24 protein-coding genes are annotated in these 26,451 nt (G+C 42.9%); 10 read left to right on the top strand and 14 right to left on the bottom strand.

From position 1 onward, the window contains the following. Nucleotides 1-67: 67 nt before the first annotated feature. Both PQO05_RS03850 and PQO05_RS03845 read right to left on the bottom strand, forming a co-directional pair. Nucleotides 68-487, bottom strand: coding sequence for a DUF5606 family protein (locus PQO05_RS03850; protein WP_273631335.1), 420 nt, complete (start codon nt 485-487; stop codon nt 68-70). A 91-nt stretch (nt 488-578) separates the two neighbouring features. After that, complete coding sequence (locus tag PQO05_RS03845; protein WP_166586625.1) at nt 579-1,016, bottom strand: peptidylprolyl isomerase; 438 nt, start codon at nt 1,014-1,016, stop codon at nt 579-581. A 385-nt stretch (nt 1,017-1,401) separates the two neighbouring features. Between PQO05_RS03845 and PQO05_RS03840 the strand changes: the two genes are divergently transcribed. Continuing rightward, entirely contained in the window at nt 1,402-2,583 is a 1,182-nt protein-coding gene (locus PQO05_RS03840; RefSeq protein WP_273631334.1) for an asparagine synthetase B, read from the top strand. 218 nt (nt 2,584-2,801) lie between these two features. On the opposite strand, the gene PQO05_RS03835 is transcribed toward PQO05_RS03840, so the two are convergent. From PQO05_RS03835 to PQO05_RS03810, 6 genes are all read right to left on the bottom strand, one after another. Next, nucleotides 2,802-4,892 carry a putative porin gene (locus PQO05_RS03835; protein WP_273631333.1) on the bottom strand — a complete coding sequence of 697 codons (2,091 nt, stop codon included), beginning with the start codon at nt 4,890-4,892 and terminating at the stop codon, nt 2,802-2,804. Next, nucleotides 4,885-5,706, bottom strand: a complete 822-nt coding sequence (locus tag PQO05_RS03830; protein WP_273631331.1) for a purine-nucleoside phosphorylase — start codon at nt 5,704-5,706, stop codon at nt 4,885-4,887. The genes PQO05_RS03835 and PQO05_RS03830 overlap by 8 nt, the downstream gene beginning before the upstream one ends. Further along, the gene (gene lpxK, locus PQO05_RS03825) at nt 5,669-6,733 is read right to left on the bottom strand and encodes a tetraacyldisaccharide 4'-kinase (RefSeq protein ID WP_273631330.1); all 1,065 of its coding nucleotides are present in this window, start codon (nt 6,731-6,733) and stop codon (nt 5,669-5,671) included. Before lpxK ends, PQO05_RS03830 begins: the two co-directional genes overlap by 38 nt. 344 nt (nt 6,734-7,077) lie before the next feature. Continuing rightward, nucleotides 7,078-7,281 carry a DUF2683 family protein gene (locus PQO05_RS03820; RefSeq protein ID WP_273631329.1) on the bottom strand — a complete coding sequence of 68 codons (204 nt, stop codon included), beginning with the start codon at nt 7,279-7,281 and terminating at the stop codon, nt 7,078-7,080. Nucleotides 7,282-7,301: 20 nt separating this feature from the next. Beyond that, nucleotides 7,302-7,667: a glyoxalase superfamily protein gene (locus PQO05_RS03815; protein ID WP_273631328.1), complete on the bottom strand. Its 366-nt coding sequence runs from the start codon at nt 7,665-7,667 to the stop codon at nt 7,302-7,304. Nucleotides 7,668-7,681: 14 nt separating this feature from the next. Next, nucleotides 7,682-7,936: a hypothetical protein gene (locus PQO05_RS03810; RefSeq protein WP_273631327.1), complete on the bottom strand. Its 255-nt coding sequence runs from the start codon at nt 7,934-7,936 to the stop codon at nt 7,682-7,684. Nucleotides 7,937-8,269: 333 nt separating this feature from the next. Here PQO05_RS03810 and pruA point away from each other — a divergent pair, with 333 nt between their 5' ends. Further along, on the top strand, nt 8,270-9,904 hold the full coding sequence (pruA, locus tag PQO05_RS03805) for an L-glutamate gamma-semialdehyde dehydrogenase (protein WP_273631326.1): 1,635 nt from the start codon (nt 8,270-8,272) through the stop codon (nt 9,902-9,904). 185 nt (nt 9,905-10,089) lie between these two features. On the opposite strand, the gene can (PQO05_RS03800) is transcribed toward pruA, so the two are convergent. The 5 genes from can (PQO05_RS03800) to PQO05_RS03780 form a co-directional block, all read right to left on the bottom strand. Continuing rightward, nucleotides 10,090-10,761 (bottom strand): carbonate dehydratase, encoded by a 672-nt coding sequence (gene can / locus PQO05_RS03800; protein ID WP_273631325.1) that lies wholly within the window; start codon nt 10,759-10,761, stop codon nt 10,090-10,092. Nucleotides 10,762-10,793: 32 nt separating this feature from the next. After that, nucleotides 10,794-11,531: a YoaK family protein gene (locus tag PQO05_RS03795; protein WP_273631324.1), complete on the bottom strand. Its 738-nt coding sequence runs from the start codon at nt 11,529-11,531 to the stop codon at nt 10,794-10,796. A gap of 112 nt (nt 11,532-11,643) precedes the next feature. Beyond that, the gene (can, locus tag PQO05_RS03790) at nt 11,644-12,366 is read right to left on the bottom strand and encodes a carbonate dehydratase (protein WP_273631323.1); all 723 of its coding nucleotides are present in this window, start codon (nt 12,364-12,366) and stop codon (nt 11,644-11,646) included. Nucleotides 12,367-12,380: 14 nt separating this feature from the next. Next, a complete protein-coding gene (locus tag PQO05_RS03785; protein WP_273631322.1) occupies nt 12,381-13,985 on the bottom strand; it encodes a SulP family inorganic anion transporter in 1,605 nt (534 codons plus the stop codon). 141 nt (nt 13,986-14,126) lie between these two features. Next, on the bottom strand, nt 14,127-14,462 hold the full coding sequence (locus PQO05_RS03780) for a hypothetical protein (protein ID WP_273631321.1): 336 nt from the start codon (nt 14,460-14,462) through the stop codon (nt 14,127-14,129). Between the two features lie 233 nt (nt 14,463-14,695). Between PQO05_RS03780 and PQO05_RS03775 the strand changes: the two genes are divergently transcribed. The 7 genes from PQO05_RS03775 (at nt 14,696) to PQO05_RS03745 (ending at nt 23,447) form a co-directional block, all read left to right on the top strand. After that, nucleotides 14,696-15,244: an REP-associated tyrosine transposase gene (locus tag PQO05_RS03775; RefSeq protein ID WP_273631320.1), complete on the top strand. Its 549-nt coding sequence runs from the start codon at nt 14,696-14,698 to the stop codon at nt 15,242-15,244. Nucleotides 15,245-15,433: 189 nt separating this feature from the next. Next, a complete protein-coding gene (locus PQO05_RS03770) occupies nt 15,434-16,975 on the top strand; it encodes an acyl-CoA carboxylase subunit beta (RefSeq protein WP_273631319.1) in 1,542 nt (513 codons plus the stop codon). Nucleotides 16,976-17,234: 259 nt separating this feature from the next. Beyond that, the gene (locus PQO05_RS03765; RefSeq protein ID WP_273631318.1) at nt 17,235-17,639 is read left to right on the top strand and encodes a GNAT family N-acetyltransferase; all 405 of its coding nucleotides are present in this window, start codon (nt 17,235-17,237) and stop codon (nt 17,637-17,639) included. Between the two features lie 107 nt (nt 17,640-17,746). Next, nucleotides 17,747-18,865, top strand: coding sequence for a M42 family metallopeptidase (locus tag PQO05_RS03760; protein WP_273631317.1), 1,119 nt, complete (start codon nt 17,747-17,749; stop codon nt 18,863-18,865). Between the two features lie 57 nt (nt 18,866-18,922). Continuing rightward, on the top strand, nt 18,923-19,822 hold the full coding sequence (locus PQO05_RS03755) for a nucleotidyltransferase family protein (protein ID WP_273631316.1): 900 nt from the start codon (nt 18,923-18,925) through the stop codon (nt 19,820-19,822). Nucleotides 19,823-20,199: 377 nt separating this feature from the next. Next, nucleotides 20,200-22,500: a glycoside hydrolase family 31 protein gene (locus PQO05_RS03750; RefSeq protein WP_273631315.1), complete on the top strand. Its 2,301-nt coding sequence runs from the start codon at nt 20,200-20,202 to the stop codon at nt 22,498-22,500. A 233-nt stretch (nt 22,501-22,733) separates the two neighbouring features. Next, nucleotides 22,734-23,447, top strand: coding sequence for a TMEM175 family protein (locus PQO05_RS03745; RefSeq protein ID WP_273631314.1), 714 nt, complete (start codon nt 22,734-22,736; stop codon nt 23,445-23,447). A gap of 181 nt (nt 23,448-23,628) precedes the next feature. On the opposite strand, the gene dnaK is transcribed toward PQO05_RS03745, so the two are convergent. Further along, complete coding sequence (gene dnaK / locus PQO05_RS03740) at nt 23,629-25,530, bottom strand: molecular chaperone DnaK (protein WP_273631313.1); 1,902 nt, start codon at nt 25,528-25,530, stop codon at nt 23,629-23,631. A 172-nt stretch (nt 25,531-25,702) separates the two neighbouring features. On the opposite strand from dnaK, the gene PQO05_RS03735 reads away from it, so the two are divergent. Then, the gene (locus PQO05_RS03735) at nt 25,703-26,212 is read left to right on the top strand and encodes a hypothetical protein (protein ID WP_273631312.1); all 510 of its coding nucleotides are present in this window, start codon (nt 25,703-25,705) and stop codon (nt 26,210-26,212) included. Nucleotides 26,213-26,451 lie beyond the last annotated feature (239 nt).

Genomic DNA, 26,451 nt, shown 5'->3' with positions numbered 1-26,451 from the left:
AATTTCATTGACCCTTTTCTCTTTTTAGATAAATCCAAAATCGAACATCCGAAATCCGAAATAATAATTACTCGGCAGTTTCTTCCGTTGCAGGTGCAGCCGGCTCTTCGTTAAACTCTGGTCTTTCTTTTAGTAAGTGGAACCAGGTTAGTACTTTCTTAATGTCAGAACTATAAACACGTTGTTCGTCGTGGTCTGGCGCTATTTCATAAAAGTATTCGCGCAATTTTTTACCGTCGGCTTTAGCGTCAGGTGCTTCTGTTGCAGATGCTTTCATGGTATTCAAAACATCTGTAAGCTTAATATCTTCGTCTGTACCAAAAATGGTGATCTCGTCTAATGCAGCCAGTTTAGCTGTAGAAACGTTAACCACTAATTTGGTTTTCTGCGCATCAAGGCTTTCTAAAACAAAGCCGGTTTTGTTTTGAGCCAAAGCTTTCCACAATCCTGGTTTGCCCGATACGGCTACTATTCCGTGTAAATTCATATCTCTCTTTAGTTGTGAATGGTGAGTTAGTGAGTTGTGAATGGTTAGCAACTACTCACTAACTCACAACTTACTAATTCTCCACTAAATTTTATTCTTCAATTATTTCAATGCCGGTGATTTTATCGCCCTGGCGGATAGCGTCAACCACTTCAACGTTTTCAATTACTTTACCAAAAACGGTGTGGTTACGGTCTAAGTGTGCAGTATTATCGCGGCTGTGGCAGATAAAAAACTGAGAGCTGCCGGTGTTACGGCCAGCATGTGCCATTGATAAAACGCCACGATCGTGGTATTGGTTACCGCCTGTTAACTCGCAATCAATTCTTTTACCAGAACCACCTGCACCTGTACCGGTTGGGTCGCCACCCTGGATAACGAAGTTAGGGATCACACGGTGAAAAGTTACACCATCGTAAAATCCTGATTTTGCTAAACCTAAAAAGTTAGCTACTGTATTTGGTGCGTCCTGATCGTAAAACTGAACGGTCATATCACCTTTTTCGGTTTTGATTATTGCTTTGCTCATTTTTTATATTTTATAGAGGAGTGCAAAGGTAACAATTTGAGTGTTAATTTGTCGATTTGAAAATGACACTTCAATTTGTTGATTTGAAAATTTGTCAATTCGGCAATGACTCATCGATTTTTAAATTTGGCAATTTGTCGATTCGGCAATGCCTTAGCGATTTGATAATTTGAAGATTGAAAATAATCTGCGCTTGGATTAATTTTCAAATTAGCACATCCTCAAATTCTCTAATCAATCTTATTGCCAAATTAGCACATCGTCAAATTGTCGAATTCAAATTATTACATTTGAGAATATGCATCTGAAACGAATAAGCGTCCTTCTATCTTTCATCCTTGTTCTTTTATCCGCCGCGGGCAAGGCTGCATCTATCTTGATCCCGATGGATGAGGTACAGAAAGATCACTTGAAATCGTACGGTATCGCTTTCTGGGTATTGAAGAACAACCAGGAGGTGGACTGGCTGCTTAACTATCGCGGCGGCAGTTTTATGATGGTTTATAGTAAGGCTATTGAGGATGAATGCAAGGTTCGCGGCGTAAGCTTCGAAGTGCTGGCCGATGCAAAGGTGAACGCTATACTGAACGAGATCAGCGACCCATCTGTTAACATGGACATGGTGAAACTAGAAAAAGCACCTAAAATGGCCGTGTATTCGCCTAAAAATAAACTCCCCTGGGATGATGCCGTTACCCTTGTTTTAAAATATGCTGAGATCCCCTACGATGTGGTATATGATGAAGAAGTAATTCGCGGCGATTTACCTAAATACGACTGGCTGCACCTGCATCACGAAGATTTTACTGGTCAGTACAGCAAATTCTACGGTGCCTTTAGATATGCCCCCTGGTATGTAGATGACGTGAAAGGACAGGAAGCACTGGCGCATAAACTGGGTTTTAAAAAGGTATCACAAATGAAACTGGCCGTTGCACAGCATATCCGCGATTTCTGTTCTGGCGGTGGCTTTCTGTTCGCCATGTGCTCGGGCACCGATACTTTTGATATTGCTCTGGCTGCGGCTAATACCGACATCTGCGAATCCATGTTTGACGGTGACCCTGCCGATCCGCAGGCGCAAAGCAAACTGGATTTTACGCAAACTTTTGCCTTCAAAAACTTTACGCTGGATCAGAACCCTATTTCTCACTCTTTCAGTAATATCGATGTAACCCCTACCCGGCAGATAGACCGCACCAACGATTTTTTTACGCTGTTTGATTTCTCTGCCAAATGGGATGTGGTACCTAGTATGCTCACCCAGGATCATGACAAGGTGATTAAAGGCTTTATGGGCTTAACTACTGCCTTCAATAAAAACATGCTAAAACCCGGCGTTACCGTAATGGGCGAAATGAAAACCGCCAACGAAGCACGTTACATCCACGGCGAATACGGCAAAGGCCAATGGACTTTCTACGGCGGCCACGACCCCGAAGATTACCAGCACGCCGTAGGCGACCCGCCAACAGATCTTAAACTGCACCCCAACTCGCCGGGATACCGTTTGATATTAAATAATGTATTGTTCCCTGCGGCGAAGAAGAAGAAACAGAAAACATAGGGGGAAGAGAATCGGGAAACTCACCAATTTGTCATTGCGAGCGACAGCGTGGCAATCTCGTCGTATGCTTATCAATCGTGCAATTCTATTCGCTCTGTATAGCTACGAGATTGCCACGTCGTTACACTCCTCGCAATGACAAATAGTAAAAAGGCGCCAATTTTTATTGTCGCCTTTGCTTTTTGTCTTGTTTCTTGGTTCTTGTCTCTTGCTTCTAATTAATTATAGAACGTCCAACTCACACCAAACTTCAATTGGTGATTAAACATCGGGTAGCGGTTTACAGTATAAAAGCCTTTGCTGAATAAGCCCTGATCGGCATAATCATATTGTACATACAGGTTGGTACGGAACAGTGTGCCTTTGGCAAACACCGATACAACCGGGTATGAAGTAAATGTTACATCGGGGCCGTTATAAAACTGGCCTAAGCCAACCGCGTACGATGGCGCGGTGTATGGTGTGTTGTATCGTACATTAAAACCAATATTTGAATTAAGAACGTTAAACAATAAACGGGCATAATATATGCTGCTGTAGGTATACAGATCGGGCGTGCGCATTATAGTGGCGTTATCAGTTTTCTGGTACACCACATAGTTATCAAAATGCCACCTGCGCCAGGTTAAATTTTTGCCGATACTTAATTTCAATAAGCTGATAGGTGTGCCGGCCTGCATTGGGGTGGCATCAATGCCGCCGGGTTGGGCAGCAAAATACAGGTAATCATTAATCAGGAAATATTCGGCCTTAAAATCAAGGCGCAGCAGGTTATTAATGTAATTAAATGATACACTGGTAGTTTTTTGGTTGCTGAAACTATTGCCCGTAAATATATAATGGTTAGAGATCCAGTTGGTATAAACAAATGGTGCTTTATTACTTTGCGAATAAGCTTCGAGCACAATACGCCCCGCCTTTTTACCCCCAGACAGATTTAGCTTAACATCGTACAGAAAATCGCCAAAGTTATAACCTTCGGCCACTTGTTGAAAATCGGCATCCAGACCCATTTTATCGCTAAAGCGGTAACCCAGCTTGGCTTTCAATGTAGCATTCTGGAAGTTACCTTCTGACTTGGTTACCCCCTGCGTAATTTTAGCACCGAAGTTGTTAACTACCGAATCGAGCACGCTTTGGCTGTAATGATAATAATCATAAGCCAGGCCCAGATCTACCTTAAGCTCATTTTTCACAAAGCTGTTTGATTTACCTCTCAGATAAAAAGAGTAGGTAAATACGTTTTGCAGGTGCTGGATGTATAATGAATCGCGCGAGTTATGTGAACTAAAATAATAATCGGGAAACACGCGATAAGTATCCGGGTCGTTCTGCAAAAACTTATATTGCTGCGTACCATAATAAAAAGTATGCGATACCCGATTGGTAGGCAATACTTTAGAAGTATCAGAACCCTTGCGCATACTATCAATACGGCCGAGATAATAAAACTGCTTAATGTATAAACCTTTGGTTACCCAGGCGGTTGAAGTACCGTTTAACTTCACAGGGTCGTCACTACCGTCTAAGCCGGAAGGGCCGGTTATAAATATGTTATCATTCTGCAGCCCGCCATTTTCCTGTGCTTTAAGGGTATTAAACAGCAAATTGGCAAGCATATTATACCGCTTGCTTTTCGATTCGTACCAGCTAAAAAGGCCGGCATTTATATCACTTACCCCCTGCCGCAGGTAATATCCCTTAGATCCAATTGTATTAAACATTAAGCCCAGGTTCCAGTTGGGTTTAATGTTTTGGGTGTGAACCAGTTTAAACATTTGCCCTGCCCCGCCACCTGTGTACAAACTCAGGTTGGTATAAGCCACACGTGCCCGGTAATATTGTATATCGGCCGGGTTAAGCAAATAAGGATCGAGCGAGTGCTGCCCTACATCGAAACCTATGCTTTTAACGGGTTCGTAAAGTAAAGGGCGTTGCGCCAAACCTGTAATGCCCAACCCAATACGCGGGCTGCGCGGCTGGTATAGCGGGTTAGAGTTTTCGAAGTTTACCAGGCCGGTATCTAATGCAAAAACCTGGGTACTGTCTGATAACAAATGCTCATTAGTTACCTTAACATACTTCGAGCTAAAAATTACAGTATCCTTTTTATGATCTTCCTTTTTACGCAAGGTATCCATCATCTGCTCGTCTGTCAATTTCTTGGCAGGGGCCCTGGTACTGGTATCGCGTATATAGCCCTGTTGCTGCTGGCCGGGATAAGTAGGGTAAGTGCTAACCTGCGCCATTACCGATACCGCCTGCATACAGATGAGCAGCAATAAAAAATATTTCAGCTTTTTAAGCATCAAGGCCGGCAATCAGTTCTTTAAGTATTTGTGTCATTTTGGGTTCGGCCTCGTGTGCAACGGCCAGTATATCATCAATAGAAACCGGCTTTAATGTATCAGGGAAACCCTCATCAGTTAGTACAGACACGGCAAAAACAGGTAAACCCATGTGGTTTGCAGCAATAACTTCGGGCACGGTACTCATCCCAACAGCATCACCACCTATAATACGTAAGTATCTGTACTCGGCGCGGGTTTCCAAACTCGGGCCGGTTACGGCTACATAAACGCCTTTATGGCAGGTTATATTATTGGCTTTTGCAATATCAAGCGCCTTTTCTATCAGGTTTAATTTGTAAGGCTCGCTCATGTCAGGGAAACGCGAACCAATTTCCTCTTCATTAGCACCAATCAGCGGGTTATGCGGCTGCAGGTTAATGTGATCGTTAATGATCATCAGATCGCCTTTTCTATAATCGGGATTAAGCGCACCGCTGGCATTTGATACAAACAGGGTTTTAATACCCAGCCATTTCATCACCCTAACCGGGAAAATAATTTGCTGCATATTATAACCTTCGTAATAGTGTAAACGGCCCTGCATAGCCACTACCTTTTTACCAGATAGCGTACCGAATATCAATTTACCCGAATGGAATTCTAAGGTAGAGATCGGAAAATCGGGGATATTGGCATAAAGCAATTGCTTTTCTACCTCAATCTCGTTAACCAGGCCACCTAAACCGGTGCCTAAAATAATGCCTATTTCCGGCTCAAAATCGCCGATGCGGTTTTTAATGTACGCTGCTGTGCGTTCTATATTTTCTAACATAATTTGTTATCTGTTTATCAAATTCTTGTTGTCCGTTATTAAGAAAACTGATACTGATGGGTAACACCAGTATGGGTAGCTTGCTTAACAGCGGCAACAGCTCAGGTTGTTTTAAACGTTCTGCATCTTTTTCTGTTGTAACCACCACCTTATTTATTGATGGTTCTGCCGAAAATTCATCAGCAAGTTTAGTAATATTTTTTAAGCTGAACCGGTGGTGATCAGCATAATTATGATGAATTATATGTGGTGTAATTCCTTGTAAATATTGTTTCAATGGCGCTGCGCCTGCAATACCCGTAAGCAGAAAGATCCGGGTATCAGTATTGAGTTGATCTTTTACTTCAATGCCATCTAATGTTTTCAATCCGAGGTAATTGATCGAGGTAAAAAACAATTGCTGATACGGATATACCCCTATTTTTCCGATTATCTGCTCCTGCCCTTCTGCCGACAAACCCTCCGGGCATTTGCTCACCACTATAATATCAGCCCGCATCTTACCATTAAACGGTTCGCGCAGATCGCCCGCCGGGAGTAAAAAGTTGGGCTCGTTTAGCTTTTTATAATCGAACAATAAAATGCTCAAGCCCGGTTTAACCGCCCGATGCTGGTAGGCATCATCTAAAACAATTACATCATAATCGTTTTTAAGCTGATTAATCCCGTTAACCCTGTCCTCACAAACTGCAACGGCAACATCGGGGAACTTATGTTTAAACTGAGCAGGCTCGTCGCCAATATCGGCAGCAGTACTTTTATTATCTGCCAATAAGAAACCTTTGGTGCTCCGGCCATAACCGCGACTTAGCGTAGATAGCTTATAATCGTTTTTCAGCAATCGAACCAGGTACTCCGTCATGGGCGATTTACCAGCCCCGCCAACCGCCAGGTTACCGACAGATATTACCGGCAAATCAAACTTTGTACTTTTAAACCACCCCACATCGTAACACCAGTTGCGGATAACCACAATCAAGGCATACACCAACGAGAACGGTAATAAAAGCCAGCGAAGTTTCTTCATTTGTTTTAGAACCTGTAAAGATAAGGGAAAGTATTAAGAGTTATTTCTACTTAATTTATCAAGATATTGGTTCTTGCTTGTTATCCCAGAAGAATAATAAGTGAACAGAGGAATCTGTAACCCGATAAAATAATGAAGTTTGTTTAGTGATATAGCCAACTCTAACACTGATATCAATATCAGAAGCTTTAAACATAAAAGGCTGTTCAGCTATAAGCGAAATGGTTTTTTCTGCCTTAATCGAAAATTTCCGTGCTGATGATTCTCCGAATTATCAAGAATAAAATTATAAACCGATAAAAGTGTTTCCTTTGAACGAGGAGTGTAATAAATTGATAAACTCATTACAGGTTCAACATATCCGCAATTCCTGTATAAGGCGTAAGTTGACCTTGATCCGTTTCTTTTAAAGATTCCTTCACTCCTTCTACTACATGAGCCGGATAAACTTCACTCTTCTGTTCGAAAGATATTTTCATGGCTTTCATAACCGCCTTTAAAGCAGTTAATTGTTCTTTATTTTCTGGATAAACAATTAGAGCGTCCATATACAAATATAGTTATTTCCTTACTCTTTCTCTTCAAAAGTCAATCTATTCCCTACCGGGTCAATCACCGTCATGTTGATGGCTGATGGATCCCATTCTGGGACTTCCAATCCGGGGCGGTTATATTTATAGCGGGCGGCAATCAGGCTTTTATGGTAATCACGCAGGCCTTTAAAGTTTAATATCCGCACCCTGCCATTGGGCGAACCATCGCCATGATGTTCTGAAAGGTTGAGCACAATATCACCTTTTGATACCTGCATAAAAACCGGGGTATTGGGTTCGAAGCGGTGTTCCCAATCGACTTTAAAGCCGAGCCAGTTTACGTAAAACTCAATGGTTTTATCATAATCATAAATGCGGAGAATGGGGATGATTGTTGACATAAGGGTATGTTTCTTTATGAATATTTATATTTCATAATAGCGGCATCTAATTCGTCGAGCTGTTCCTTTGTGAAAAATTTTTCACTTTGAACAGCATCAACCTCAATACGATTTTTCAGATAGCTATTAAAAATCTGCAACCGCCAACGGGCCGCTCTTCTTCCTTCGGCAGTGTATTTATATTCGTAATGTAAGGGCTTGTTAAAATCTACTGTTTTAGTTTGATGAACGCCATAACCGTTTATATAATCGTAGGTAAGCGTACCCATTAAAGGCGAAAATACAATCCGGAGTGGCGTTTGTAAAATGAATACAAATAAACACCAGAGTAAAAACCAAACTGCTTCAATTATTGGGGGCGTGCTTTCATGCTTAAAATAACTTATCAATGGCCATATAGAAAACATAAACAAGGCCAATATTATGCCCGAGAATCTGAATCCTGATGGTTTTATGGGTTCTAAAACTAAATCATTCATGTAATCAAACTTATCAAATATCGCAATAACATAATAGGCAATCACCCGTTTACTCAAATTTACGCTTGCAAAACAAAATACCCAAACACAAGCATTATCTTTGCAGGCAACAAACAATCATATATGTTAAAAGGATTTTTTAATGTACCCACGCCTGCTAACGAGCCTGTTTTAAACTACGGCCCGCGCAGTGTTGAGCGTGCTGCTTTAACCAAAGCTTTACAGGAAGGCCGTGCCAAACAAATAGATATACCGATGTACATCGGCAGTGAGCAGGTGCGTACCGGCAAAACGCTGGAAATTCGCCCGCCGCATGATCATAAACACATATTGGCTACGTACCACGAGGGTGATGCCGAGCATGTACATGCAGCCATTAAAGCTGCCCTTGATGCTAAAGCTGCCTGGGAAAATATGCCTTGGGAAGACCGCGCTGCGATATTCCTGAAGGCTGCTGATTTATTAGCAGGCCCATATCGTGCTAAAATTAACGCAGCTACTATGCTGGGCCAATCTAAAAATGCATACCAGGCCGAAATTGATGCGGCTTGCGAGTTTATAGATTTCCTGCGTTTTAACGTTCACTACATGACCGAGATTTACGCCCAGCAACCACAAAGCGGCAAAGGCATCTGGAACCGTGTAGAGTTTCGCCCGTTAGAAGGCTTTATATTTGCCATTACCCCATTTAACTTTACCGCAATTGCCGGTAACCTGTGTGCTTCGGCCGCTATGATGGGTAACGTTGTGGTTTGGAAACCTGCCCCTACGCAGATCTATGCTGCTAACGTAATTATGGAAGTTTTCATCGAAGCGGGTTTACCTGCAGGTGTAATTAACCTGATTTATACTGACGGACCTGTTGCAGGTGATATCATCTTCAGTCACCCTGATTTTGCAGGTTTACATTTTACAGGATCGACCGGTGTATTCCAGAACCTTTGGAAAACTATTGGTACCAACATCCACCTGTACAAAACTTACCCGCGTATTGTGGGCGAAACTGGTGGTAAAGATTTTGTGCTCGCTCATCCAAGTGCTGATGTTGATGTATTAAACGTTGCCTTGTTACGCGGCGCCTTTGAATACCAGGGACAAAAATGTTCTGCCGCTTCACGCGCTTATATCCCTAAATCGCTTTGGCCTGCATTGAAAGAAAAACTGCGAGCCGAAATGGCCACCTTTAAAATTGGCCCGGTTGAAGATTTCGAAAACTTTATCAATGCCGTGATCGACGAGCGTTCGTTCGATAAACTGGCTAAATATATTGATGCTGCCGTTGCCGACCCTAAGGTTGAGGTAGTATCTGGCGGTACTTACGATAAATCGCAAGGCTGGTTCATCACCCCTACCGTTTTAAAGGTCGAAGACCCTTACTACGTGACCATGTGCGATGAATTATTCGGCCCGGTACTAACCCTGTTTGTTTATGAGGATGCTGAGTTTAGCAATGTAATGGACATCATCGACAATACGTCTAAATACGCCCTTACAGGTTCAATCATTTCGCAAGATCGTTACGCCATTGCCGAAGCAACCCATCGCTTACGCAACGCAGCCGGTAACTTCTACGTAAATGATAAACCTACAGGTGCCGTAGTTGGCCAGCAGCCATTTGGCGGTGCCCGCGGTTCTGGTACTAATGATAAAGCAGGTTCAATGCAAAACTTGCTGCGTTGGGTATCTCCACGTACCATCAAAGAAACCTTCGATCCACCGAAAGATTACAGGTACCCGTTTTTGAATAAAGAACTGTAAGAGAGTCAAGAATCGAGACTTTATAAAAGCACAAAAGGCGTCAATAATTATTGACGCCTTTTGTGCTTTTATAGGTTCACCCAACACGTCATTGCGAGGTACGAAGCAATCGCGAACTATACAGAGCGGCTCTGTAGATTGGGGATTGCTTCGTACCTTACAGCAATGACGCGCAGTAGGAAAATCTATTCAAACTTAAATACTCCACCCAAATGCTCATCATTTGAAGCACTTACGCCAAGGTCTGTAATAAAACCTGTGCTTAAGCTATATACCCAGCCATGCACACTCAATTCGTGGTCATTTTTCCAGGCATTTTGGATGATGGAAGTTTTGCAAAGGTTGTAAACGCCTTCAATCACGTTAAATTCAACTAAGCGATTGGCGCGTTCGGCTTCATCTTGTATGGCATCCAATTCATCGGCGTGGATACGGTAAACGTCTTTAATATGACGCAACCAGTTATCAATAAGGCCGAATTGTTTATGGCTCATGGCAGCAATTACACCACCGCAACCGTAGTGCCCGGTTACAATTACGTGTTTTACCTGCAATACGTTCACCGCATAATCCAGTACCGAAAGCATATTCATATCAGTATGCACAACCACGTTGGCAATGTTACGGTGTACAAATATTTCGCCCGGGTTGGTGTTGGTAATCTGGTTGGCAGGTACGCGGCTATCGGCACAACCAATCCAAAGTATGGGTGGTTTTTGTCCGCTGGCTAGTTTGTTAAAAAAGTCAGGGTCTTCCTGCAAAGCATCAGCAACAAATTGTTTATTGCCTTCCAGTAATGATTCGTAGCTGATATGGCTGGTATCGTGGGCGTGGTATTTTGTAGTTTTTGCGCACATAATGTTAATCGGTTAAGATGGTTGATAGATATTTACTTTCCTTGCCGCCCAAATATACGGGCCACTTTATGCAAAGCTATAGGCGAAAGATCATAATACAAAATAGTGATCAATATAAGGGGTACAAAATAAAACACAGCAAAGTTGTATTCGTCGAAAAAGTAACCGCCTGCCATGCCACCTATAAAGTAAAACGCCAGTATGGTAACACGTATGTAGATCTTATTTTTGATGATCTCGCTTTTACCGGTGCGTGGGTGCAGCCATTCGGAAACTTCACCACCCAGATCTGTAAATAAGCCGGTAAGGTGCGAAGTTTTTATTAACCCTCCCGACATAATAGACACCAGGCTATTCTGCAAACCAATGGCGAATAACAATGCTGCGATAACCAGTTCGCGTTCTGTACGGTCCCCATTATAAAAATGATCTCCATAAAAGGCAACTAATAGCAGAATAACTATCTCGATAACAATAGGCGTAGCATGCGCCCTGTAAAGGCTCTTGTGTTCAAGCGAACGAATGATAAAATTCGCCGTAAAAGCGCCCATAAAAAACATGAGCAGCCAAAGCATAAAAACAACTATCTCCCTAAAATTCTGCTGTACAAAATGGTTAGCCAGGTTAGCTACGTGCCCCGTTATGTTTGATGTAAATGCTAAAAAGGCAACCATACCTGCCACATTAATAACGCCCGATACAAATGCCGTAGATGAGGCCAGCATTAAATTTTCGCGAAGTGTCCTGTCGTCTTTTGATCGCCTTAGCATAATATTGATTATAATGCAAATTAGTATAAAAAAACAACTCCCGGCCACTATTGTGAAACCGGGAGTACAACTAAAAAAAACTAATTAAAACACTGGTAATCAACCATTATCTTTAATGGGCAGCAACAGGTGCATCGTTAAGCTCATACATATAGCCTAAATTTTGCGCACCTGTGCTGCTTACCTTCAAATCTTTAACCAAGCCTGTGCCCAGGTCAATCACCCAGCCGTGTACCTCCAGGTTTTGGCCGTTTCCCCATGCATTTTGCACAATGGTGGTTTTGCATAGGTTGTACACCTGCTCAATCACATTCAGTTCAACCAGGCGGTTCAGTTTGGCAGGCTCGTCGGTTATACGGTCAAGCTCGTGGCTGTGCAGGCGGTAAACATCTTTAATGTTACGCAACCAGTTATCAATCAGCCCGAATTGTTTGTGGCTCATCGCAGCAGCAACACCACCGCAACCATAATGACCGGCTACAATCACATGCTTTACCTTCAGCACGTTAACGGCATAATCCAACACACTCAGCATGTTCATGTCCGAGTGCACACACACGTTGGCAATGTTGCGGTGAACAAACACTTCGCCCGGTTTGGTGCCGGTAACTTCGTTAGCAGGTACGCGGCTGTCGGAGCAACCAATCCACAGCACTTCAGGGCTTTGTCCTTTAGCCAATGTTTTGAAATATTCAGGATCGTCTTTTAAACGGCGTTCCACCCATTCGGCATTACCTTTAAGCAGTGAATCGTAGCTGCTTTTTTGAACTAATTTTATGTTGTTGGTGTCGATAGCCACTTTATTTTCTTTGGTTTGATTCTCTTTTACTAACATGATTTCTATATTTTTTAGTTAGACTGAAATTTTAATTCTTGTAATTTGGGCACATCATAACGGTCTTTAATATCGACCAATGACACGATGATGCCCTTGGTATAAGCATTATGCTTATAGTTATGGATAATCTCCAGCACATCAGGATCGATATAGCGGGAATTCGATCCATCAATAATTACTTCACTTTCCTTAGGCAAACTGGTAAGCGTTACCTGTATGGCGGCCTTGTTTAAAAACGACACTTCTTCTGCCAGTTGAATGCGGATCACTTTTTTATCGCCATCCTTCACAATATGGTAGAAGTACGGGTTCCGCAAGTTGGTACGCAGGATGTAGAAGATCCCGATAAGCATACCAATACCCACGCCAATCAGCAAATCGGTTAACACAACCGCCAGTATAGTTACCGCAAACGGGATAAACTGGTTTAGCCCCTGGTGCCATATATGTTTAAACAATGCAGGTTTAGCCAGTTTATAACCCGTAGTTAACAGGATAGCTGCCAGGCACGAAAGCGGGATATAATTAATAAGCGATGGGATCAACAACAACGCCAGCAGCAGCATTACACCATGCGTTATAGCGCTCATTTTGGTACGCGCACCGGCATTAACATTGGCCGATGAACGTACGATAACCGCCGTCATGGGTAAGCCGCCCAACAGGCCGCTGATGATGTTACCTAAACCTTGCGCCATCAGTTCGCGGTTGGTTGGAGAGATGCGTTTGATAGGGTCAATCTTGTCAACCGCCTCCAAACTCAACAACGTTTCCAGACTGGCAACCACGGCAATAGTAAATGCCGAGACCCACACGGCCTTATTACCAATGGCGCTAAAGTTTGGCGATTTAAACAACCCGAAAAACTCGCTCGCACTGTTTACCAGTGGGATGTGTACAAATTGCTTATCGCGCAAGGCCAGCCCGCTGTGGGCGAATAATAAACTCAAACCTACACCGGCCAATACTACCATTAAAGGTGCAGGCACGGTAGCCAGCTTTTTAAAGCGCGGCCAGTAGATCATCAACAGTAAGGATACGCTTGCAATAATTACCGCACCAAAGTTTACCTTGTTGATAGCCCTTGCCATGCCCGAAAAGGTATTATTAGAATCAACCTGTAAAAAACCTTCGTCGCCCTCAAAATCGGCATCATAGCCAACCGCGTGCGAAAACTGTTTCATGATGAGAATAATACCTATCGCGGCCAGCATGCCCTCAATTACTGCCGAAGGAAAGTAGTTGGCAATAGTACCGGCCTTAACCAAACCCAGTATGATCTGGAATACACCGGCCATAACAACTGCTAGTAAAAAACTTTCGTACGAGCCCAAACCGGTTATGGCATTTAAAACAATAACGGTTAAACCTGCCGCCGGTCCGGCCACACTCAGCTGCGAGCCACTGAACGTGCCTACCACTATACCGCCAATAATACCGGTAAGTACACCGGCAAACAATGGTGCACCACTGGCCAGGGCTATACCCAAACACAGGGGTAGCGCCACCAAGAATACAACGATACTGGCCGGTAAGTCCTTCTTTAAATTTTTAGGCAGAAAATATTTTTTGAGGTTGAGATCGCCCGCAGCAAACCCACCTTGCTTAATTTGCATGGTAATGAAATATTAAATTTTAATTGAATAAGATTGATTTAGGCGGGATGCAGCAAGGCCATAAATTTCCAAAAGGAATTAGCCTGATCTTAAAAAGAACAGGTACGCCAAACTGATCCCGGTAAAGGGATTAAAATTTAATTAAGCGTTGGGAGGCGGGGTTGGCACCACAGGGTGATATACCTGGGTGTAAAGCGATTTCTCTAAGCGGTGCAGTATATTAATTTCTACTACAAGCGGCTTATAATCGTGGATGGTAAACACAAAATCTTCATCAAAAAATTTCTTTTCTTTCAAAGTCCCTTTATCAGGATCTTCTTTATCGTTTTTTGATTCGAGCTCTAACTGGGTAATTACAGCGTTAACAGTTTTGTTGTTGAGGCTCATAAATACAGGCGCAACAGAGATGAACATCTTCGTCATGAAGATACCCATAAACATAATGCATAAGCCTAATTTAAAATCCCGCAGTTTCATAGCTGTTAGGGCAAATATACAAAAAATAGGGTATAACAAATGAAATACATGAATGCTGTCGCAAGTTTAGCGATAGCGTAACTTGTGACTGTACTATGTTAAGCTTTCAGCTTAACGTTATATTAGTAAGCTGAAAGCTTACTTTAGTATTACCACAAGTTACGCTGCGCTAAACTTGCGGTAGCGTCCGTAGTTTAAATTAAATAAACGAAACCTAAATTATTATCCGATAAATGAGTACCAATTATAAATTCCATAATCAGGAAGGCCTTTACTTTATTACGTTTTCTACCGTTAGATGGATCGATGTTTTTACGCGAAGAATTTATAAAGACATTATTGTAGACAGCCTTAACTACTGCATTGCCAATAAGGGATTAGAATTATTTGCATGGGTAATTATGAGTAACCACGTACATCTGATTGCCCGGACTAACGACAAACCTCTTTCAACTATCATCCGTGATATTAAGCGACATACATCTAAACAGCTTCTTAAAGCCATCGAAGAAAACACTCAGGAAAGCAGAAAGGATTGGTTACTATATCTCTTTAATCGTGCCGGAGAATACAATCCGAATAACGAGTATTACCAATTTTGGCAACAGGATAATCATCCGATAGAATTGTGGACTAACGATGTTATGGATCAAAAATTAAATTATATCCACGATAACCCGGTTACCGCCGGTTGGCTTGATTTGCCAGAGCATTATTTATACAGCAGCGCACGTAGTTATGCCGGTGAACAAGGATTGATCAATATTAGTTTATTAGTATGAGCTACCGCAAGTTTAGCGCAGCGCAACTTGTGACTGTACTTGATTAAGCTTTCAGCTTAATTAGTAAGCTGAAAGCTTACAACAGAACCACCACAAGTTGCGCTTCGCTAAACTTGCGGTAGCGTAGTCTTGCATTTTTCAATCAACAATCACTACATTTAACCACTCACCCAATTTACTACCTGTATTGTGGATAAGAAGATAGAAACCCTGAATAAGAAACGCGAACAAGCCCTGGCCGGCGGCGGCGAGGCGCGTATAGCCAGTCAGCATAAAAAAGGAAAACTTACTGCGCGCGAACGCCTGCATTTTCTGATGGACGAAGGTTCGTTCCAGGAAATTGGCATGCTGGTGGTTCACCGCTCAACCGATTTCGGGATGGAGAAAGAAAACTATCCCGGCGACGGTGTAGTTACGGGCTATGGCACCATCAATGGCCGACCGGTTTACGTTTTCTCGCAAGACTTTACCATTTTCGGCGGCTCCCTATCCGAAACGCATGCCGAAAAGATCTGCAAGATCATGGATCTGGCCATGCAAAACGGTGTGCCGTTTATCGGCTTAAATGATTCTGGCGGTGCACGGATACAGGAAGGTGTAGTATCATTAGGTGGCTATGCCGATATATTTTACCGCAATACCAAAGCATCCGGTGTTATCCCGCAGCTTTCGGCCATTATGGGCCCATGCGCGGGTGGTGCGGTATACTCCCCTGCCATTACCGATTTTATTTTGATGGTTGAGCATACTTCGTACATGTTTGTAACCGGGCCAAATGTGGTTAAAACGGTTACGCATGAAGTGGTAACTTCCGAAGAACTGGGTGGTGCCAATACCCATGCCACCAAATCGGGCGTTACACATTTTGCTTGTGCCAATGAGATCGAAGCTATTCAGCATATCAAAAAGCTGTTGAGCTATATGCCGCAGAATTGTGAAGAAAAAGCACCCACCTTAGCTTATGAAAGCCGCGATGAAAAACGCCCGGCCCTTAATTCTATCATCCCCGAAAATTCATTGCAGCCTTACGACATCCGCGAGGTAATTGAAGAGGTGATTGATGAAGGTACTTTCCTGGAAGTGCATAAAGATTTTGCCGCCAATATTGTAGTGGGCTTTGCCCGTTTGGCTGGTAGAAGTATCGGCATTGTGGCCAATCAGCCAGCTTACCTGGCCGGTGTGCTCGATCGCCATTCATCAACCAAAGCTGCACGTTTTGTACGTTTTTGCGATAGTTTTAATATTCCGCTGCTGGTATTCGAAGATGTACCGGGATTTTTGCCGGGTACAGATCAGGAGTGGAATGCCATTATTACCAATGGCGCTAAATTGTTATATGCCTTTTGTGAAGCTACCGTTCCGCGCGTTACGGTAATTACCCGCAAGGCTTATGGTGGTGCTTATGATGTGATGAACTCCAAACACATCGGTGCCGATATCAATTACGCCTGGCCATCTGCCGAGATTGCCGTAATGGGTGCCAAAGGCGCTGCCGAAATCATCTTTAAAAGAGAGATCACCGCCGCCGCAGACCCCGAAGCCAAGTGGAAAGAAATGGAACAACTTTACTCCGACAAGTTTGCCAACCCTTACCGCGCTGCCGAACGTGGCTTTATTGATGAGGTAATTGAGCCATCTGAAACCCGCCTGAAATTGATCCATGCGTTTAAAATGCTGGAGAATAAAGTAGTGAACATGCCGAGGAAAAAGCATGGGAATATACCGTTGTAAGGTTTAGAAGCAGGAAACGAGAGACAAGAAACGAGACTACATATCAAAGAGGTGAAAGGAAGCGGAGGCCCGACAGAAACGCGGGCCATGCGCTGGCCTGCGGGTGGAAGCGTTTTTCTGTCTTGATTTTTTGGTTACTTTTGGATCAAGCCAAAAGTGACTAAGCCCCCGCGGCTATGAGCGGACTGGCGATAATTATAGCACTGCCTTTGTAGGTCGGGGATTGCTTCGTACCTCGCAATGACGCTTTTTTTATACCATGGACATCGAACAAATAACCCCACAACTTACCTGGCGTTTACGCCGCGATGAGCTTTATCCCGGCGAGTACATGTTTAACATGGAAATGGAAGAGGATAATCACGGCTGGCATTTCGGTGGGTTTATTGATAATAAGCTGATTGCTGTAGTATCCCTGTTTCAGAAAGGGACAGACTTTCAGTTTCGCAAGTTTGCGGTACAGAAAGATTACCAGGGCAAGGGAATCGGGCGTGAGTTATTGGAGTATGTGATAGCGTTTGCCAAATCAGAAGGTGGCAAGCGCATTTGGTGTAATGCCCGCGATACCGCTATTCAATTTTATATCAAAGCCGGGTTCCAACATACCGGCGAGCTTTTCGAACGCCAAGGTTACAATTTCGAAATACTCGAAAAAGAAATTTAATTAGTACGAGATTCCAACCATTTTAAGGCTTCTTTCGTTACTTATCTTTAAACTGCTTTATTATATTTGTTAACTGCTTTTGCAGTAACGCGTTTTACGAAATACTTATGTCTGAACAACAAAATGATAAAAAACAGCATGTAGCTGTTGTTACCGAAGAATCCTTATCCTTTTTAGCGAAATATATCAATAACCCCTCACCTACCGGTTTTGAGTGGAAAGGCCAGCAAATGTGGCTCGAATATATTAAGCCTTATATCGATACCCATTATGTAGATAACTATGGCACTACGGTTGGTATCATCAACCCCGATGCTCCTTACAAAGTAGTTATTGAAGCCCATGCCGATGAAATTTCGTGGTTTGTAAATTACATTACCAGTGATGGATTGATCTACGTGATCCGCAATGGCGGTTCAGATCATCAGATTGCACCATCGAAACGTGTAAACATCCATACCGATAATGGCGATGTGGTTAAAGCTGTTTTCGGCTGGCCAGCCATCCATACCCGTCTGGGCGGCGAGAAGGAAGAGGCCCCGACCCTGAAAAACATCTTTTTAGATTGCGGCGCTACCTCGAAAGAGGAAGTTGAAAAACTGGGCATCCACGTAGGTTGTGTAATTACTTACGAGGATGAGTTTATGGTTTTAAACGACCGCTACTATGTTGGCCGTGCCCTGGATAACCGCGCCGGCGGTTTTATGATTGCCGAAGTTGCCCGTTTACTGAAAGAAAATAACATAACCCTGCCATTCGGCCTTTACATTGTAAATGCTGTGCAGGAAGAAATTGGCCTTCGTGGTGCCGAAATGATAGCCCACCACATTAAACCAAACGTAGCTATTATTACCGATGTAACGCATGATACCCAAACCCCGATGATCAACAAAATTGTTCAGGGCGATTTGGCGTGTGGCCGCGGTCCGGTAGTATCTTATGCTCCCGCAGTTCAAAATAATTTGAATAAGTTATTGGTTGAGACTGCGCAGAAAGCAGAAATTCCGTTCCAACGCCAGGCATCATCACGTTCTACAGGTACAGATACCGATGCTTTTGCATACTCTAATGATGGCGTGCCATCAGCATTAATCTCTTTACCGTTGCGCTACATGCACACCACGGTTGAGATGATCCATAAAGAAGACGTGGACAATGTGATCCGCCTCATTTATGAAACCCTGTTAACCATCGAAAACGGTCAGGATTTTAAATACTTTAAATAAAACAAGACACTCTCAATTTCCGTATATACAATCATCTAATAACAGCTTTAGAAAAATATGAAACCTACTTTATTAATATTGGCCGCAGGGATGGCCAGCCGTTATGGCAGCATGAAACAAGTTGACGGCTTCGGCCCAAATGGCGAAACCATTATTGATTACTCTATCCATGACGCTATTAAAGCAGGTTTTGGTAAGATCAGCTTCATTATCCGCGAAGAATTTCTGGATAGTTTTAAAGCTATTTTCGAGCCTAAACTGGCAGGCAGGGTTGAAACAGATTACGTTTTCCAAAACTATGATCTAAAACCTTTTGGTATTGATATCGAGGTTGAACGTGCTAAACCATGGGGAACTGCCCACGCTGTATTATCTGCACGTAACCAGGTTAAAGAGCCTTTCTGCGTTATTAATGCTGATGACTATTACGGTTACGAAGCATTTGAAAAAATGGCTCAGTTCTTAACCAGCGAAGTTGCCGACGATAAATATTCATTAGTAGGTTACCAGATTGATAAAACTTTATCTGAGTACGGTTCAGTATCCCGCGGTGTTTGCAAAGTGAACGACGAAGGTAACATGGTTGAAATTAACGAGCGTACACAAGTATACTTTAAAGGCGACGGTGTTGTGTTTGAAGAAGGCGGCGTTGAAACCGAATTGCCTACAGATACCCGCGTATCTATGAACTTCTGGGGCTTTACCCCTGCTGTTTTTGAGCAAAGCTTACCCATGTTCCAACGTTTTGTTGAGAAAAACAAAGAAAACCCTAAGGCGGAGTTCTTTATCCCATTGGTTGCCGATGAACTGATTAAAACCGGCACGGCCTCTTTCAAAGTTATCCCAACTGCATCAAAATGGTTTGGTGTAACTTATAAAGAAGATAAACCAATCGTTCAAAAAAGCATTGCCGATTTAGTGGCTAACGGCACTTACCCGGCTAATCTTTGGAGTTAATATTGGACTAAGGATTGAAGGACAAAAGATAAAAGACAGATTCGCTTTATCCGATACGTCATGCTGTCCCGATAGCTATCGGGATTGTTTCAGCACCCCACATGCAAGGTGTACAACATTAATTGTTTTAGACCTGTTCTTGGGATCCCGATCCCAACGGTAGTCGGGACGGGATGATGGTTTCACATTATAAAATAAAAATCCCTGCCCCAAAGGCGGGGATTTTTATTTTATATCCATCTCAAACATTTTCCGGGAACGTTCCCGATAATTATTTACATTTGGCTCTGTAACCAATTATTAAATTTCTGATGAAACGATATTTGCTCTTAGTCGTTGTTTTGTTAACTACGTATACAAACTTATTTGCACAACATATGCAGGTCGAAATTTTAGGCAATACCCAAAGCGCTGCCAAACAAGCCAATGCTTTAGTGATAACAACCAAAGAAGCCGTTGCCCGTGTTTGGGTTTACAGCCCTACCGTTATCCGTGTTAACATCAGCAAAAACACCGACGTGGCCGATACCTCATTTGCGGTGATTCAAAAACCAGCCGATGCTATTGATTATAAAGAAACCGGCGACCATATTGAGGTTACCACTTCAGCTTTAAAACTGAGTATTCAGAAATCGCCGTTACGTTTTAATTTCTATACTGCTGATGGCAAGGAGTTAAGCCAGGACGATAACCGTTTTGGCGTTAACTGGCAGGGCACACGTGTGGTTAACTACCGCAAACTTTATAAAGACGAGCGCTTCATTGGTCTGGGCGAAAAAACCGGCGATTTAGACCGTCGCGGTAGTTCTTATACTAACTGGAACAGTGACGTACCCGATCATGGCCCTAAAAGCGACCCTCTATATGAAACCTTCCCATTTTTTGTGGGCATGCATAGCGGCCTTACTTACGGCTTGTTCTTCGACAATACGCACAAAAGCTACTTCGATTTTGGTGCCACTACAGACCATCAAATGAGTTGGTTTGGTGCCGATGCCGGTGATATGAACTATTATTTCTTCGGTGCGCAAAACGTAGCCGATATTATTAAAGATTATACCTGGCTTACCGGTCGTATGGAAATGCCACCACTGTGGACTTTAGGTTACCAGCAATGTCGCTGGAGTTATATGAGCGCACAGGAAATTCTGGATATTGCTAAAACCTTCCGCGACCATAACATCCCGGCTGATGTAATGTATTGTGATATTGATTACATGGATCATTACAAGATCTTCACCTGGAACCACCAGACCTTCCCCGACCCGAAATCATTTATTGATAAACTGAAATCAATGGGCTTTAGGTTGGTTACCATTGTTGACCCTGGTATTAAAGTTGAACCCGGTTATAAACAATACGATGAAGGCGTAGCCAAAAACTATTTTGCCACATACCCCAACGGCGAAAAATTTGTAGGCGAAGTTTGGCCCGGTCGCTGCCATTTCCCAGACTTTTTCAGGGATGATGTACGCCAATGGTGGGGAGCATCTTTCACTGCTCTTACCGAGCCCGGTGTTGAAGGTTTCTGGAACGACATGAACGAACCTGCCGCCTGGGGACAAAACATCCCCTGGATGGTTAAATTCGGCAATTATTATATCCCCGAAGTGCGCAATGTTTATGGCATGGAAATGGCCCGCGCTACTTATGAGGGCACTAAAAAGATTCTGGGCAATAAACGTCCGTTCGTATTAACCCGTGCGGCTTATTCGGGCACACAACGTTACTCTGCCGTGTGGACAGGTGATAACTCTGCTTACGATGCTCACATGCTGTTAGGTCAGCGCATGGTAAACAGCCTGGGTATTACCGGGATGAGCCTGGTAGGTGTAGATATTGGTGGCTTTAGCGGCGATCCTACACCAGAGCTGATGGTACGCTGGAACTCGCTGGGTGTGTATACCCCAATGTTCCGTAACCACGCCATGCAGGGCACCAAAATGCGCGAGCCATGGCGTTGGGGAGAGGTTAACGAAAAGATCATTAAAAAAGACATTGAGCAGCGTTATAAATTGCTTCCATACCTATACTCCAGTTTCTACCAATCGCATCAAACAGGGCTTCCTGTGAGCCGTACACTGGCTATTAACTATACACAGGATACCATGATTTATAATCCAAGCTATCAGAACCAGTTTCTGTTTGGCGATGGCTTGCTGGTTGCACCGGTTATCAGTACCGAGCATACCGTATCTGTTTACCTGCCGCAAGGCGAATGGTATCGCGTAAGCAGCAGCCAGCATTATGATGGCGGTCATACTTATACTGTTGATGCACCATTAAATGATCTGCCTGTATTTGCCAAAGGCGGTGCCATTATCCCGATGCAAAACGTGATACAAAACACCAACGAAAAAGGTGATGGTATTTTAGAAATTAACGTTTGGTACGGAAAAGAGGCCAGCCATTTTGTTTATTACGAAGATGATGGTTCATCTTATGATTATCAGCATGGTACTTACCATAAACGCGAAATCAGTTTCGATCCAAATCATGCGCATATTACGTTTGGCGCAGCAGAAGGTTCTATGACTTCGAAATACAGCCGCATCAAGTTAGTATTGCATGGCTTTAATGGTCGTATGAAAAACTTCAAAGTAAATGGTCATGCTGTTAGCGGTACTGATGCTGTTGAATTTGAGAATAGTGGTAAGGTGATTACTATTGCTTATTAAATTCATGTAAGGTACACAACCAACACGTCATTGCGAGCGATAGCGTGGCAATCCCCGACTTTGCAGTTCAACTATACAGAGCTGCTCTGTAAATCGGGGATTGCTTCGTTCCTCGCAATGACGTGTATGTTTGTCCATACTAAACCAGAAGTAATACACTCAAAAAGCATCCGCCCAAAACGGATGCTTTTTTATTTGTAGCAGATTTCCTATTTTAAGCCTATTCACAATTTATGAGCAAAGAACACTTTTTAGAACAACACGACCCCGAACGCAAAGATTTCCAGATAGACCGCATTATCCTTTTTAGTGATGCTGTTTTTGCTATCGCCATTACGCTACTGGTAATAGAAATTAAAGCCCCCGAAATATTAAAGGGCTTTACACCAGATCAGATCCTCGAGCAGCTTTATGAGTTAGTACCCAAGTTTTGGGGTTTCTTCCTCAGCTTCCTTGTTATTGCATTAAACTGGCGTAGTCATCATCGTACTTTTGGCTTTGTTAACCATTATACCAACAGGCTTATTTTGCTCAATTTCTTTTTCCTGTTCACATTAGTGTTGATGCCTTTTTCATCTGCCTATTACAGCGAGAATACGCGCTACAACGTTCCTTACTACTTCTATAACATCAACATCATATTAACCGGCATCACTAATTATGCCTTGATTAAATATGTTTTCAACCCTAAAAACGGCATTGTCGAACATCAGCCTACCATCATATTCAAGAAGCTATTTATGGCCCGTACCATTGCCATACCGATCATATTTTTGTTCGGCATTTTAATATGGCCGTTATCCAGAATGTACGCTCAAATGAGCCCTATTTTAATATGGCCGGTATTTGCTTTGCTGCGCTTGTTTTATAAGCGGAAGTATTTACGGGAGGTTAAGCAAGAAGAGGTTGTGGTTGAGGAGGGAGAGGAATCGGGGAATCCGTCGTAATATCCATCCGTCGTCCCGAACTTGTTTCGGGATCCCACATGCTAAGCCACCGTCAGCAAAGTCTGCGACCTGTCCTGTGGGGTGCTGAAACAAGTTCAGCATGACGGGTGGACAAGCATATACAAACAAAAAGGGCTCCCCGGATAAACCGGGGAGCCCTTTTCAAAAAAAACTATTATAATTATTTCACTTCTTCAAAGTCAACATCGGTTACAGTGTCGCCGCCTTGTGCGCCACCTGCTTCCGGACCGCCTGCGTTAGGCTGACCCTGACCGGCATCACCTGTTGCTTTGTACATATCTTCAGATGCAGTAGCCCAGGCAGCGTTAAGCTCGGTTTGTGCAGCTTCGATAGCGTCCAAATCTTTGGCAGAGAAAGCTGATTTCAGTTTTTCCAGAGATGACTCGATAGGTGCTTTTTTGTCAGCAGGTATTTTGTCACCATATTCTTTCAATTGTTTCTCAGTCGAGAAGATCAAAGCATCGGCACCGTTCAGTTTTTCAACTTCTTCTTTTGCCTTTCTGTCAGCATCAGCATTAGCTTCAGCTTCGTCTTTCATCTTTTTGATCTCAGCATCAGTTAAACCAGATGAAGCTTCGATACGGATTTTTTGCTCTTTACCGGTTGCTTTATCTTTAGCAGATACGTGCAGGATACCGTTAGCATCAATATCAAAGGTAACTTCTACCTGTGGTACACCACGTGGCGCTGGCGGAATGCTATCCAGGTGGAAGCGACCAAGCGTACGGTTTTGTGCTGCCATAGGGCGCTCACCTTGCAAAATGTGGATCTCTACCGATGGCTGGTTATCAGACGCGGTTGAGAAAGTCTCAGATTTTTTGCTTGGGATAGTAGTGTTAGATTCGATTAAGCGGGTCATTACACCACCCATAGTTTCGATACCTAATGAAAGTGGGGTAACGTCTAACAATAACACGTCTTTAACTTCGCCGGTTAATACACCACCTTGAATTGCAGCACCGATGGCCACAACCTCATCAGGGTTAACACCTTTTGAAGGCGCTTTACCGAAGAATTTTTGAACAGCCTCTTGAATAGCAGGGATACGGGTTGAACCACCAACCAGGATAATCTCATCGATATCTGAAGTGCTGTAACCAGCATTTTTCAATGCAGTACGGCAAGGCTCAATAGTACGTTTAATTAAGCTATCAGCCAGTTGCTCAAATTTAGCTTTGCTTAAAGATTTAACCAAGTGCTTAGGCATACCATCAACTGCAGTAATGTATGGCAGGTTGATTTCGCTTTGTGCAGTGCTTGATAATTCGATTTTAGCTTTCTCAGCAGCTTCTTTTAAGCGTTGTAAAGCCATAGGGTCTTTACGCAGGTCAATACCTTCGTCGCTTTTAAATTCGTCTGCCAACCAGTCAATAATAACCTGGTCAAAGTCATCACCACCCAGGTGAGTATCACCATCGGTTGATTTCACTTCGAAAACGCCATCACCTAACTCTAAAACAGAAACGTCATGAGTACCACCACCGCAGTCAAACACAACAATTTTCATGTCTTTGTGTGCTTTATCCAGGCCGTAAGCAAGGGCAGCAGCAGTAGGTTCGTTAATGATACGTTTTACAGTTAAGCCTGCAATTTCACCGGCTTCTTTAGTAGCCTGGCGTTGTGCATCATTAAAGTAAGCCGGTACGGTAATAACCGCTTCAGTAACTTCTTGTCCTAAAAAGTCTTCAGCAGTTTTCTTCATTTTTTGAAGAATCATAGCTGAGATCTCTTGCGGGGTATATTTACGGTCGCCAATTTCAACACGTGGTGTGTTGTTGTCGCCTTTAACAACTTTATATGGTACACGGCCAACTTCGGTAGTTACCTCGTTGAAAGAGTTACCCATAAAGCGTTTTATAGAGTAAATAGTTTTGGTTGGGTTGGTAATAGACTGGCGTTTGGCTGGGTCACCCACTTTACGCTCGCCATTATCAACAAAAGCAACTACAGATGGTGTAGTGCGTTTACCTTCGCTGTTGGCAATAACTACGGGTTCGTTACCTTCCATTACGGCCACGCAGGAATTTGTTGTTCCTAAGTCGATTCCAATGATTTTAGACATATGATTGATTTTTTCTTTTATTAATTAGTCAATTCCTACACCTATTTATCAATGGTTGTGCCAAGCTTTAATTGGCAGTAAATTAAATTAAATGCTGGCAGAAATAATACTTTTAGTCAGCCCCGGATGAGATTGCGATGACAGCTTGGCAGAAATGTAGTAGATTTAGGGTATGAAGATCAAAGCCCTTACCACGCTACTTTTGTTAATATTATGTACAAATTGCTTGTACAGCCAATCATTACCAACTAAAAAAGAGCAGTATGATTTTTTAAAATGGTATCTGGTTAAAAATTCTGTGCAGGCACTATCTGATACTTTAAAACATTTCAATTACCACGTTGACCTTAAGGATTTCTTTGAAATAAATAGTTACGACAAACAGCTTAAAATATCCCAGCAAGACAGCCTTTATATTATAAAACAGCTTAATTACACAGGTAAAGTATTGCTTGATAAAGAACAGTTTTCTGATATTGACTGGAAAGCCGGAGATGTGGCTAACCTGCCTGTAACTTACATTTCGTTACCTGTATTTTCAGAAGACAGAACTATAGCTTTTATTAACAGGGCGTTTCATTGTGGTGCACTTTGTGGGCATGGCGGTATAGAGATTTATAAAAAAACAGACGGCAAATGGAAAAGATACGACATCAAATTTTGGACAAACTGGATGAATTAAGTTTATATATACACCTATGCTGTCGCTTGGCTCTTCCGAGTGATCATGAGAGTAGCATTAGCTCTTGAAGAAACACTTCCCACCCTTCAATATACAATACATACACCCTTTCATATACCCTGCTTACACCCTATCCTACACAAAAATGTTGTGCCACTTTTGTGTTGTGATGGATATGGGAGCTTTAATACACTTCTATAAATCCTGATCAGGAGTATCTCGAAAATCCTTTTTAAAGA

The organism is Mucilaginibacter jinjuensis (assembly GCF_028596025.1).
In the GTDB taxonomy this organism is placed as follows: domain Bacteria; phylum Bacteroidota; class Bacteroidia; order Sphingobacteriales; family Sphingobacteriaceae; genus Mucilaginibacter; species Mucilaginibacter jinjuensis.
The sequence above is the reverse complement of the archived record's forward strand: the minus strand, read 5'-3'. Positions and strand labels throughout refer to the sequence as shown.

Bases quoted from the DNA above. Each gene is read 5' to 3' on its own strand.
- PQO05_RS03850 (WP_273631335.1), bottom strand. From the start codon at position 487: ATGAATTTACACGGAATAGTAGCCGTATCGGGCAAACCAGGATTGTGG.
- PQO05_RS03845 (WP_166586625.1), bottom strand. From the start codon at position 1,016: ATGAGCAAAGCAATAATCAAAACCGAAAAAGGTGATATGACCGTTCAG.
- PQO05_RS03840 (WP_273631334.1), top strand. From the start codon at position 1,402: ATGGATGAGGTACAGAAAGATCACTTGAAATCGTACGGTATCGCTTTC.
- PQO05_RS03835 (WP_273631333.1), bottom strand. From the start codon at position 4,892: ATGCTTAAAAAGCTGAAATATTTTTTATTGCTGCTCATCTGTATGCAG.
- PQO05_RS03830 (WP_273631331.1), bottom strand. From the start codon at position 5,706: ATGTTAGAAAATATAGAACGCACAGCAGCGTACATTAAAAACCGCATC.
- lpxK (WP_273631330.1), bottom strand. From the start codon at position 6,733: ATGAAGAAACTTCGCTGGCTTTTATTACCGTTCTCGTTGGTGTATGCC.
- PQO05_RS03820 (WP_273631329.1), bottom strand. From the start codon at position 7,281: ATGGACGCTCTAATTGTTTATCCAGAAAATAAAGAACAATTAACTGCT.
- PQO05_RS03815 (WP_273631328.1), bottom strand. From the start codon at position 7,667: ATGTCAACAATCATCCCCATTCTCCGCATTTATGATTATGATAAAACC.
- PQO05_RS03810 (WP_273631327.1), bottom strand. From the start codon at position 7,936: ATGGGTACGCTTACCTACGATTATATAAACGGTTATGGCGTTCATCAA.
- pruA (WP_273631326.1), top strand. From the start codon at position 8,270: ATGTTAAAAGGATTTTTTAATGTACCCACGCCTGCTAACGAGCCTGTT.
- can (WP_273631325.1), bottom strand. From the start codon at position 10,761: ATGTGCGCAAAAACTACAAAATACCACGCCCACGATACCAGCCATATC.
- PQO05_RS03795 (WP_273631324.1), bottom strand. From the start codon at position 11,531: ATGCTAAGGCGATCAAAAGACGACAGGACACTTCGCGAAAATTTAATG.
- can (WP_273631323.1), bottom strand. From the start codon at position 12,366: ATGTTAGTAAAAGAGAATCAAACCAAAGAAAATAAAGTGGCTATCGAC.
- PQO05_RS03785 (WP_273631322.1), bottom strand. From the start codon at position 13,985: ATGCAAATTAAGCAAGGTGGGTTTGCTGCGGGCGATCTCAACCTCAAA.
- PQO05_RS03780 (WP_273631321.1), bottom strand. From the start codon at position 14,462: ATGAAACTGCGGGATTTTAAATTAGGCTTATGCATTATGTTTATGGGT.
- PQO05_RS03775 (WP_273631320.1), top strand. From the start codon at position 14,696: ATGAGTACCAATTATAAATTCCATAATCAGGAAGGCCTTTACTTTATT.
- PQO05_RS03765 (WP_273631318.1), top strand. From the start codon at position 17,235: ATGGACATCGAACAAATAACCCCACAACTTACCTGGCGTTTACGCCGC.
- PQO05_RS03760 (WP_273631317.1), top strand. From the start codon at position 17,747: ATGTCTGAACAACAAAATGATAAAAAACAGCATGTAGCTGTTGTTACC.
- PQO05_RS03755 (WP_273631316.1), top strand. From the start codon at position 18,923: ATGAAACCTACTTTATTAATATTGGCCGCAGGGATGGCCAGCCGTTAT.
- PQO05_RS03750 (WP_273631315.1), top strand. From the start codon at position 20,200: ATGCAGGTCGAAATTTTAGGCAATACCCAAAGCGCTGCCAAACAAGCC.
- PQO05_RS03745 (WP_273631314.1), top strand. From the start codon at position 22,734: ATGAGCAAAGAACACTTTTTAGAACAACACGACCCCGAACGCAAAGAT.
- dnaK (WP_273631313.1), bottom strand. From the start codon at position 25,530: ATGTCTAAAATCATTGGAATCGACTTAGGAACAACAAATTCCTGCGTG.
- PQO05_RS03735 (WP_273631312.1), top strand. From the start codon at position 25,703: ATGAAGATCAAAGCCCTTACCACGCTACTTTTGTTAATATTATGTACA.